The organism is Oscillibacter acetigenes, from assembly GCF_025567605.1.
Taxonomy (GTDB): Bacteria; Bacillota; Clostridia; order Oscillospirales; family Oscillospiraceae; genus Oscillibacter; species Oscillibacter welbionis.
The window spans coordinates 410439-418835 of the sequence record NZ_JAOQKG010000003.1; the positions used below are offsets into that span (position 1 = coordinate 410439).

At 58.0% G+C, this 8397-nt stretch carries 6 protein-coding genes, 1 other RNA gene and 2 pseudogenes; 5 read left to right on the top strand and 4 right to left on the bottom strand.

The features are described 5' to 3' along the window. Positions 1–45: 45 nt before the first annotated feature. The 3 genes from ssrS to OCV80_RS08760 all read left to right on the top strand — a co-directional run bounded on the left by ssrS (position 46) and on the right by OCV80_RS08760 (position 2838). A non-coding RNA gene (gene ssrS, locus OCV80_RS08750) (6S RNA) lies at positions 46–244 on the top strand. A 205-nt stretch (positions 245–449) separates the two neighbouring features. Further along, positions 450–2027 carry a peptidylprolyl isomerase gene (locus OCV80_RS08755; RefSeq protein WP_267288358.1) on the top strand — a complete coding sequence of 526 codons (1578 nt, stop codon included), beginning with the start codon at positions 450–452 and terminating at the stop codon, positions 2025–2027. Between the two features lie 82 nt (positions 2028–2109). After that, positions 2110–2838: a tRNA threonylcarbamoyladenosine dehydratase gene (locus tag OCV80_RS08760; RefSeq protein WP_119310851.1), complete on the top strand. Its 729-nt coding sequence runs from the start codon at positions 2110–2112 to the stop codon at positions 2836–2838. A gap of 52 nt (positions 2839–2890) precedes the next feature. On the opposite strand, the gene OCV80_RS08765 is transcribed toward OCV80_RS08760, so the two are convergent. Then, on the bottom strand, positions 2891–3208 hold the full coding sequence (locus tag OCV80_RS08765) for a hypothetical protein (RefSeq protein WP_119311893.1): 318 nt from the start codon (positions 3206–3208) through the stop codon (positions 2891–2893). A 293-nt stretch (positions 3209–3501) separates the two neighbouring features. Between OCV80_RS08765 and OCV80_RS08770 the strand changes: the two genes are divergently transcribed. Further along, a complete protein-coding gene (locus tag OCV80_RS08770) occupies positions 3502–4884 on the top strand; it encodes an MATE family efflux transporter (RefSeq protein WP_119310850.1) in 1383 nt (460 codons plus the stop codon). Positions 4885–4938: 54 nt separating this feature from the next. Here the strand turns inward: OCV80_RS08770 and OCV80_RS08775 are convergent, their stop codons facing one another. After that, on the bottom strand, positions 4939–5985 hold the full coding sequence (locus OCV80_RS08775; protein WP_119310849.1) for a DUF4179 domain-containing protein: 1047 nt from the start codon (positions 5983–5985) through the stop codon (positions 4939–4941). 3 nt (positions 5986–5988) lie between these two features. Further along, positions 5989–6300: pseudogene (locus OCV80_RS08780) on the bottom strand (sigma-70 family RNA polymerase sigma factor); the annotation flags it as partial. 362 nt (positions 6301–6662) lie between these two features. Here OCV80_RS08780 and OCV80_RS08785 point away from each other — a divergent pair. Further along, a complete protein-coding gene (locus tag OCV80_RS08785) occupies positions 6663–7457 on the top strand; it encodes a 4Fe-4S dicluster domain-containing protein (protein ID WP_025544613.1) in 795 nt (264 codons plus the stop codon). 743 nt (positions 7458–8200) lie between these two features. Here the strand turns inward: OCV80_RS08785 and OCV80_RS08790 are convergent. Beyond that, positions 8201–8397, bottom strand: a pseudogene (locus OCV80_RS08790) (ABC transporter ATP-binding protein); the annotation flags it as partial.

Consider the following 8397-nt stretch of genomic DNA (forward strand, 5'->3'; position numbering starts at 1 on the left):
CTGGTTTCCTCTTGCATCCCGGGCCGGGATGTGATACGGTGAATATGTGCCCTGCGGGGTTTGTGATAGGTCTTTTTTTAACCCACATTTCGTTATACGGGATGCCGGATCAGCGCGTGGTTCGCAGGCCTCCCGGCTGCTGTCTGCGGCTGGAAGTTGGAAGTGGTAAAGCGCGTTGGAGGCAACCCACCTGGCCGTGAAGGTGCAGGTTATAACGGGCCTACACGGCTCTCGCGGGGCACGTTTTCTGAAGGGGCGGTCTGGCCGCTCCGCTTTTTTTTGCGGATCAGCCAAAAAATCCCCTGTTTTTGCCGATCCTGCCGGATCGCGGCGGGGATTCCGCAAATTTCTCTTGCAGAATCCGGCCATATCCAGTATAATATCAAAGTGCGTAATTTCCGGTTTCTTGCAAACCTTGCACCTGAATACTTGAGAGGACTGAAACACACATGAGCGCATCAAGAGAAAAAAAGACCCGCCAGGACCTGTCCGGCTCCGGCTGGAACGATCCCAAGACCGCCCGGGAGGCCAAGCAACGCCAGAAGGAGCACAGCACCAACCTTCTGTATGGCACCATCGGAGTGGTATTCCTGGTAATCGCCATTGCCGCCGTCATCTGGAAGTCCAACATCATTCCCAAGACGGCTACGGCGGCCACCGTCAACGGTGAGAAGTACACCGCCGCTGAGGTCAACTTCTATTTTGAGAACTACTATCAGAACTTTGTCAACGGCAATTACAGCATTCTGAGCATGATCGGGCTGGACACCGGCACGTCCTTGAAGGACCAGACCATCTCCTCCAGCGCCGTCATGTTCGTCACCGACGCCACCGAGGGCGAGACTTGGTACGACTACTTCGCGGACAAGGCCCTGGAGCAGTTGGCCGGCGTCCAGGCCATGAATGCCGCTGCAGCGGCCGAGGGCTTCACCTGGAACGACGAGATGCAGGCCGACCTGGACGACACCATGGAGTCCCTTGCCTCCGCTGCCAGCACGTACGGCTATACGGAAAAGCAGTATCTGGGTCTCATCTACGGCAGCACCATGACCCGCAGCATCTATGAGGAGCAGACCCGGCGCAGCCTGCTGGCCACCGCCTATCTCCAGTCCTATCAGGACAGTCTGACCTACTCCACCGACGAGCTGGAGGCCGCCTATCAGGAGGACCGGACCGCCTACGATCTGGTGGACTGTGCGTATGTCCGCGTCAACGGCGCCGCAGCTGATACAGATGAAGAGGGCAACTCCATCGAGGTCACCGACGAGATGAAGGCGGAGGCCATGGCCGCTGCCAAGACCACCGCAGATGCCATCTACGCCGCCTACAAGGCGGGCACCTCTCTGGAGGATGCAGCCGCAGAGTATGAGTCCACCGCCACCTATGCCTCTTCTGACAGCTTCTCGTACAGCTCCTCTGTTCTGGGTGAATGGCTGTATGACGATGCCCGGCAGGCCGGCGACTCCGCCGTGCTGGAGGACAGCGACAGCAGCAACTACTATGTGGTGGTCTTTAACGGCCGCTCCCGCAACGAATACAACACGGTGAACGTGCGCCACATCCTGATCCAGCCGGAGGCCTCCGAGCTCTCCGAGGATGACGAGGGCTATGAGGACGATGTGGCCGCCAAGGACGCCGAGGCCGCGCAGAAGGCCCAGGACATCCTGGACGAGTGGAAGGCCGGCGACGCCACCGAGGACTCCTTTGCCGCGCTGGCCAATGAGTACTCCCAGGATCCCGGGTCCAACACCACCGGCGGCCTGTATGAGCAGGTCTATCAGGGCCAGATGGTGACGGAGTTCAACGACTGGTGCTTCGATCCCGCCCGCCAGACCGGCGACACCGGCATCATTCACAACGAGAGCACCGGCTACCACGTCATGTACTTCGTGGGCTATGACCAGCCCTACTGGGAGATCCAGGTGTCCGCAGATCTGGTCAATGACGCCGTGGATACGTTCTACGAGGAGAAGACCGAGGGCTATACTGCGGAGCAGTCCTCCTTCGGCATGAGCTTTGTGGGTTGATTCCCATTCACAACACAAGACGTCCGGCTTTGAAATTTCAAAGCCGGACGTTTTCCACCTGTTTGCAACAAGGAGGTCCGTTATGGAACATCCCTTTCTCCGCAACGAGATGCTGTGGGGCCCGGAGGCCCAGGCCCGGCTTGCTCGGGCCCACGTGCTGCTGCTGGGGCTGGGCGGCGTGGGCAGCTACGCCGCCGAATGCTTGGCCCGGTCCGGAGTCGGCGAGCTGACCCTGGTGGACAGCGACACCATTGCCCTCACCAACCTGAACCGCCAGCTGGAGGCCCTCCACTCCACCCTGGGTCAGCCCAAGGCGGAGGCGGTGGCCGCCCGTCTGCGGGACATCAATCCGGATGCAGAGCTCCATCCTGTCCACGGTCTCTATGACGCCGCTCATCGGGACTGCTTCTTCCCGGAGGGCTGCCGGTACGATTACATCGTGGACGCCATCGATCTGGTGTCCTGCAAGCTGGATCTGGCAGAGACTGCCCTGAAGCTGAACATCCCCCTGATCGCGGCCCTGGGCACAGGCAACAAGCTGGATCCCACCCTCCTCCAGGTAACGGACATCTCCAAGACCTATGGCTGCCCCCTGGCCCGGGTGATGCGCAAGGAACTCCGGACCAGAGGCATTCACCATCTGAAGGTGGTGTTCAGCCCGGAGAAGCCCGTCTCTCCCGCCCAGCCGGAGGCGCCGCCCCCCGGCCGCCGCAGTGTGCCCGCCAGCAATCCCTGGGTTCCCGCCACAGCCGGTCTGCTGCTAGGCAGTGCTGTTGTGCGGGACCTGATTGCCCAGGTCTCTCTGCCCTGATAAAAAGCAGCGGCCCGCAGTTTGCGGGCCGCTGCTTTATGGAAAGCGTTCCTTATACCGCATCTGTCTTCTCCACAGAAACCGCCACAGGCACCGGATCCTCGCTCCCAAGCTCTCCGGTATAGGTAACTGTGACGCTGTCCCCCTCTTCAAGACGCCCCTGATCCACATCCTCGCCAAAGTCGAAAACCTGATAAGTCCCATCGTCAGTAAGCAGAACCAGGAAATCCCCCATACAGTTCACCACACCATTGACCGTTGCGCTGTCCTCTTCCTTCCCGTCGTTGCCGGCGTCCGTCTTTTCAGAGCCGCAGGCCGCCAGCGTCAGCAGTATCAGCGCCGCCAGGATTCCTGTGAGCAATCCTCTCATGTATGTTCCATCCTTTTCCTTGTGATTTTGTACAGCGGAGCCACTGCGGACAGGCACGCCTGTCCGCACCGCCTGTACATCCATATAGATAGGTCCGGCCGCCAAAAGGTTGCCGGCATCCGGCGGCTTCTTTGAAAACATTCTGTGAACAGACCGCTGTCCAGTGCGTTGACTTTTACCGCCGCCCATGTTATGCTGAAAAAAATTGATGCTTACCCAGTGGGCAGGGCGGTGCTCTGCCGCTGGGACTTTTTATCACGGCGGGCGGTGCGCCCGCCGGAGGAGGGATCCGTATGACGGCCGATCAGGAGTCCCGCAGCCCGCTGGAAACCGAGCCGGTTCAAAAGCTGATCGTCCGCTACGCCATCCCCACGGCCCTGACGCTGATGGTCAACTGCCTCTACAACATCGTGGACCAGATCTTTGTGGGCCAGGGCGTGGGGATCACCGCCATGGCGGCCATCAACGTGGCGTTCCCGGTGGTCATTCTGGTGAATGCCGTGGCCCTGCTGCTGGGAGACGGCAGCGCCGCCAACATCAGCCTGTGCCTCGGCCGCCGCCAGCAGCAAGAGGCGGATGACACCATCGGTCACGCCGCCACCCTGATTGCCGCCAGCGGTCTCTGTGCGGCCATCGTCAGCTGGTGCTTCGCCCCCCAGATTGCCCGGCTCTTCGGCGCTACGGACACTGCCTGGCCGGAGGCTGCAGCCTATCTCCGGACCATTGCCTGGGGCCTGCCCTTCCAGCTGATCTGCCCGGCCTTCACCGCCATCATTCGGGCGGACGGCCACCCCCGGTACAGCATGGGCTGCATGATTACCGGTGCCGTCCTCAACCTGATTCTAGACCCCGTCTTCATCTTCCCTCTGGGCATGGGCGTGGTGGGGGCCGGCATTGCCACAGTCATCGGCCAGGTGGCGGCCGGGGTGCTGTTTCTGGCCTACCTGCCCCGGCTGCACACAGTCCGGCTCCGGCGCCAGGCGCTGCGCCCCACCATTAGGCTCACCGGGCGGATTCTGGCCCTGGGGGTTCCCAGCCTGCTGACCCAGATCCTCACTGCCCTGGTACAGATCACCCTGAACAACCTGCTGCGGGTTCACGGAGCGGCCAGCGTGTACGGCAGCGACATCGCTCTCTCTGTCTACGGAATGATGATGAAGGTCTATCAGATTGCCCACTCCATGTTTGTGGGCGTCTCCTCCGCCGTACAGCCTATCAACGGTTACAACTTCGGGGCGAAGCATTTTCTTCGGGTGCGGCAGACCTTCCGCACGGCCGCCGCCATCGCCCTGGTAATTTCGGGGGTGTGGTTCCTCGTGTTCCAGCTGTTTCCCCGGCAGATCGGGATGCTGTTCGTCTCTGACAGCCCCCTCTACCTGGACTGTGCCCAGCACTGCTTCCGGCTGTATATGGCCGCCTTCTTCCTGTACGGCCTGCATCTGGCCACCGCCTCTTTCTTTCAAGGGATCGGCCGGCCGGTACCCTCCCTTGCCATTCCCCTGGCCCGGCAGGGCGTGTTTCTGATTCCCCTGGCTATTCTGCTGTCCGGCCGGTTCGGCCTGGATGGTGCCCTGCTGGCCGCCCCCATTTCCGACATGCTGACCTTCCTCCTGAGCTTGCTGCTGGTCCGGCGGGAGTTTGCCGTCTGGCGGCAGAGGGACTGGATAGAAACGTGAAAGTGACAAAAACGCCCCGCCTGCTTTTGGCGGGGCGCTCTTTGCAAGTCTCACTTAATTCAACGGAATTTCTGCATCGCCAAAGCGGATAGCAACGATATCCGTCACATCCAGCGGCACCGGCCAGTCAAAGCTGACATACCATCCGCCGTCCTCCATTCTGCTTCCACCGCCGCCACGGTTCTCTACTTCGGTCCCGTCGGCCAGGATCACGGTTGCGTGGAGCCGGTCCATCAGTCCGTCGCAGTAGAAGGAGGCACCTGTTGCGGTAATTTGGAGGTTCGTTAGCGTTGCAACAGCCGGGTGAGATTTTCCCCCTGTACCCTCTAAGGCGCCGCCATCTTTGCCGGTAGCCTGATCCCAGACCATGTGATTCGACAGCACTTGAACTCTGTCGATGGTGATGGTAGGAGACAGGCTCTCTGCCGCCAAAGGAATCGAGAAAGACCACTCTCCTTCACACAAGGCCTCATCCTCTGCCCCGCCGGTACGGCGGCGGATCAGGTCGTTCAGATCGATCTCCAGCGCGTAATCTCCTCTGTTCAGCTGGTTACCAGTGGAGATGGTGGCGGAGAACTCCAGCAGCATCCGGGCTGCGCCCTCCCGGGTGATCCCGATACTGTCCAGGCCGTACCCAGCCCCACCATGCTGGCCCCCACTGGGGTCAGGGACGATCTCCGCACGCATCCTGTCAAAGGAATACTGGGCATCTCGGTCAAAGTCCCAGCCCGTCACGTCCAGCAATGCCCAGATCTGACTGCTGCCCACGGTGATACTGTCCACAGTGACGGTCACGTCCCCGCTGGTAACGCTCTCCCCCACTTTTCGGGTCAGGCCGTCGATCACCAGGGATTGGGATTCCGTCATCGAGCTGCCGGTCTCCTCCTCCCACTTCTGCTCAAACCACCACCAGAGGGTGGGACTGGCCACTGCCAGGACCGTGCCCGCCAGCGCCAGCGCCAACGCTGCGGCAATCAGCCCTGCCTTGGAAATATGGTGTCTAAACGCTGCCTTCTCCTGTTTCGGCACATTGGCTACCTCCTTTCGCAGCTGCTCGGAGGCATGGATCTGCTCAAATGTCTCCCGATAGATGTTCTGCATGGCTCACTCCTCCCTCAGCTGTGCTTTCAGTTTCTCTCTGGCCCGGGCAAGCCGGGTCCGAACGGTGGAGGGCCCCAGGCCCAGCAGCTCCCCCACCTCCGCCGCTGTGTACCCTTCATAATAATAGAGATACAGCGGCAAGCGGTACTTGGCCGGCAGGGCCATGACCTCTGCATAGAGATTCTGGTGCTCCGGCGTATTGAACACCGGCTCCCGGCAGTCGTCCAGAGGCACCATCCGCCGTCTCCAGGGCGACCGCAGGGCATCCTTGCAGGCATTCACCGTCACCCGTACCAGCCAATGACGCAGCTGGTTATCATCGGGAAACGCCTGCCCGAAGTCTTTCCTGCTCCGCCTTTACCTGAGTGTATTTGACGGGATTATCCTCCCGGATATTGTATCGCGGCATCTTCCAATATCCTCCTTGCTCAAATATTCATTCTTCATCACAATCGATACGAACGAGCGCATACGGGTCCTTCAAGTCATCTCTGTCCAGCAGATGAAGCCGCTTCATGCGAATGGCTAGGGCAACCCATTGCTTCTGCCACAGCGGCAAAAGCCTCATATTCCTTGGTTGCAAAGATTCTATTCAAAAGACGAAGCCGTTCCCCGAGTCCCGCTGTACGCATTTGATCCATTAACAGCTCCCTGGGCATTGAGAAGCTTCTGTTGGTGTGTTCTACCGGAAAAAGGAAGCTGCTCAAAAATTCGGTAATGGGAAAATTGCCCTCACGACTCGTCTGACTCTGGAAGTTCAAGGTCTGACCTACGACAACATCGAACCATTCAATACATTCATCGCCCAAGCCGGTCTTTATACTGGCGGCACGGGTTCCCGCGTCCGTCCCATCGTGGCCTGCAAAGGCACTGTGTGTATCCATGGCCTGATCGACACTCAAGAACTAGCGCGTGAACTGCACGAAACATTCTACAAGGGCTGGTATGATGTCAAACTTCCCCACAAGTTCAAAATCGGCATCGGCGGCTGCCCAAACAACTGTATTAAGCCAGGTTTGAATGATTTCGGCATTATGGGCCAGCGGGTACCTGCCTATAATCCCGATGACTGCAATGGCTGCAAGAAGTGCTCCGTCGTAGAGGTCTGCCCCATGAAAAATGCCCATCTGGACGAGGATGGCATCATGCAAATCGATTGGGATACCTGCAACAACTGCGGTAAGTGTGTGGATGCCTGTAATTTTGATTGTGTGACAGAAGCAAAAGCAGGATATAAAATTATGGTCGGTGGTATTTGGGGTAAGCGTCAGCGCCTTGGTACCGTGATTGATGAAATCTACACCAAGGAGCAGGTCTTTGAGATGATAGAACGAGCGCTTCTGCTGTATCGGGAGCAAGGCAAGACCGGAGAGCGGTTCGGTGTATTCATTAGAAAGAGCGGGCCCCCAGCTGGGTGTGAAGCGCCTGATAGGAATCCTGTTGTGTATACTATTGATGGTACGCAGGCGTAAATCCATATCTCTTGCCGGTTCTATAATATTGGCCTGCATTGGGTGGGCTTCTAGCTCACGCAATCGGACAGATTCTTCTGCTTTCTGAAATAAGTGAAAAATGCAGAACCTGCGATATTGACTCTATAAATATTTAGTCAGTATGCGAAACAGGCAGAGCATGGTTCCCTCTATATGCCAATGGTCCCCTGGGTTCTCATTGCTGTGACGCTTACTGTCTTTCTTGTGCAAATACAGAGGCGCGCACCAGACCGGGAAGAGTGGCTTTCAATGCGATGCAAGCAAAGTCGGTGCTGCTGATATCATCTAAATTCTTGAAGATCCAGAGATACCTTCAACATAGGCCTGAAAACGAATAAAGCACGCCTGGCTGGCGTGCTTTACCCGGCAATTATATTTCTAAATTAAATCTTAGTAACATCAAATAGAAATGTAAGTCTCCATACTTTACGGCCACCCACATAGGAAACAAAAGGATGCTGTCACGTCGGCGATCTTTCGCAGCGTCACTGCTTCAAATCCCTCATCCTGAATCGGATGGGCTTGCAGCCTGCAAGCCCAAAAACCTTTTGTATGTCTTACTAACAGATAGCCACAGGACTGATGACACCTTGCAGTAAAGAGCCAAGGCGAAGAAAACTCTCCGCCTCGGCTCTTTGCTGTCCGGATTTACTTGTCCAATTCAGAAAAATTGCATACACATCACATCCGCTAGCACCCGTTGCCATCTGACAACTATCCCCTTATCTGTGCTTGCCGAGATACGCCTCTTTGATCTTCTCATTGGCCAGCAGCTCCGCGCCGGTGCCGGACATGGTGATGTTCCCCGTCTCCAGCACATAGGCCAGGTCCGCGATCTTCAAGGCCATGTTGGCGTTCTGCTCGATCAGCAGTACCGTCACGCCCTGGCGGTTGATCTCCCGGATGATGGAGAAGATGT

Excerpts from the sequence above, each read along its gene's own strand:
- OCV80_RS08755 (WP_267288358.1), top strand. The coding sequence starts at position 450 with ATGAGCGCATCAAGAGAAAAAAAGACCCGCCAGGACCTGTCCGGCTCC.
- OCV80_RS08760 (WP_119310851.1), top strand. The coding sequence starts at position 2,110 with ATGGAACATCCCTTTCTCCGCAACGAGATGCTGTGGGGCCCGGAGGCC.
- OCV80_RS08765 (WP_119311893.1), bottom strand. The coding sequence starts at position 3,208 with ATGAGAGGATTGCTCACAGGAATCCTGGCGGCGCTGATACTGCTGACG.
- OCV80_RS08770 (WP_119310850.1), top strand. The coding sequence starts at position 3,502 with ATGACGGCCGATCAGGAGTCCCGCAGCCCGCTGGAAACCGAGCCGGTT.
- OCV80_RS08775 (WP_119310849.1), bottom strand. The coding sequence starts at position 5,985 with ATGCAGAACATCTATCGGGAGACATTTGAGCAGATCCATGCCTCCGAG.